The sequence below is a fragment of the Kitasatospora sp. NPDC088548 genome, from assembly GCF_044753005.1.
Lineage (GTDB): Bacteria > Actinomycetota > Actinomycetes > Streptomycetales > Streptomycetaceae > Kitasatospora.
Genome location: NZ_JBIVMI010000002.1, coordinates 30836 through 32451, shown reverse-complemented (window position 1 = coordinate 32451; position 1616 = coordinate 30836). Strand labels below are relative to the sequence as shown.

Below are 1616 nucleotides of genomic sequence, written 5' to 3'. Positions count from 1 at the left end.
GCCGGCGCGGCCGGGCCCGGAGGTCCGCCGACGGCAGGTGAACCGTCGGGCCCGGCCGGGCCGTGACTACGGAGTGGAAGCGTCCGTGGCCCTGTCGGCCGGGCGGTTCCGCCGACAGGACTGCATGCGGAGCCGAGGAGCTGCGGTGGGCACGAGCACAAGTGGAAACGGGGCTCAGGGCGGGGCGGCGAGCATTCAGCTGCCCTCGGTGGCCTGGGAGATGGAGGAGAGCGGCGGAGCGGGGCCGGTCGCGGTGGCGAGCGCGACGCCGCCCGCCGGGGAGACGGCCGCCCCGGTGGCCGCTGCCCCGGTGGCCGCAGCCGTGGCCGCCCCGGCCACCGTGCCGCACTACGGGCGGGTCGCCGCCGTGCCGCCGATGGCCCCGCCGGGCCCGGCTCCCGCACCCCCGGCGCCCCCGATGACGCCGCACGCCGTCGGCCCCGGCCCGGTCGAGGCGCCCGCCGGGCCCGAGCCGGCCGAACAGCCGGGCCGCCGGGCACGGTTGAAGCGACCGGTGTTCGTGGCCGCCGCCACCGCGGGCGTGGTGCTGATGGGCCTGCCGTTCCTGATGGCCGGCAGCGGCCGGGACGGTGACAAAACAGTGGACGGCGCCGGGCTGAGCCAGGCGGACCAGCCGCTGGCCGAGGGCCCCGAGCTCGGCGACCCCACGGTCTCCGCGTCACCCACCGATCCGGCCGATCCCACCGCGCCCGGTACCCCGGGCGCCGAGGCGCCCACCGACCCGGCGCCGGCCCAGGACCAGGCCCCCGGGACCACCGCGCCGCAGGGGACGGAGGGCGGGACCGCGACGGTGCCCGGCACGACTCCCGGCACGACTCCCGGCACGACGCCAGGTACGGCGCCCGGCGCGGCATCCGGCACGAACCTGAACTCGCTCGCCCGGCCCGCCAACCCGCCCGCCCAGGGCGCAAAGCCGCCGACGACCGGTGGCACACCCGGCGGATCGGCCCCGCAGCAGCCCGCGCCCGGCCAGCCCGCCCCGCAGCAGCCGGCGCCGCAGCAGCCCGCCCCCGGCCAGCCCGCGCCCCAGCAGCCCGCGCCCGGCCAGCCGGCGCCGCCGAAGCCCCCGGCCGCGCCGAGCTTCAGCGCCGTCAACTGCGGCAACTCCGCCGCCGGCTACGCCCAGTACGGCTGGTGGGAGCAGGGCACCACCGGCTGGACGATCAACTCGGCCGGCGGGTACTCCGGTTCGGGCTGCAACGGCAAGTACGCGGCACTCCCGATGTCCGGCTCGGCGACCAAGGACGACGGCAACTCGGTGGTGTGGACCTTCACCACGGCCCCGGTCACCAGCGGCACCTGCCGGATCTCCGTCTACGTCCCGAACAACAGCGACCGCAAGGCCGTCGGCGGCAAGCCCGCCTACTACACCGTCCAGAACAGCTCCTCGCCCAACAGCGGAACGATCGGCTCGTTCAGCGTCGACCAGACCGCGAACCGGGGCGGCTGGGTCACCGCGAGCGGCACCTTCCCGGTGAGCGGCGGCCGGATCGCCGTGATGCTGCACTCCAGGGGCATCGACTGGGGCGGCGGCGGCGCCGACAAGGCGCACCTCGCGGCCTCCGCCGTCCGCGCGGACTGCACCGGCTGACCGC

General features: G+C 77.8%; 1 protein-coding gene. It reads left to right on the top strand.

Annotation, left to right across the window (positions count from 1 at the left end):
• The first annotated feature begins 145 nt into the window (after positions 1-145).
• Positions 146-1612 (top strand): hypothetical protein, encoded by a 1467-nt coding sequence (locus tag ACIP82_RS03335; protein WP_400650396.1) that lies wholly within the window; start codon positions 146-148, stop codon positions 1610-1612.
• The last annotated feature ends 4 nt before the right edge of the window (positions 1613-1616 follow it).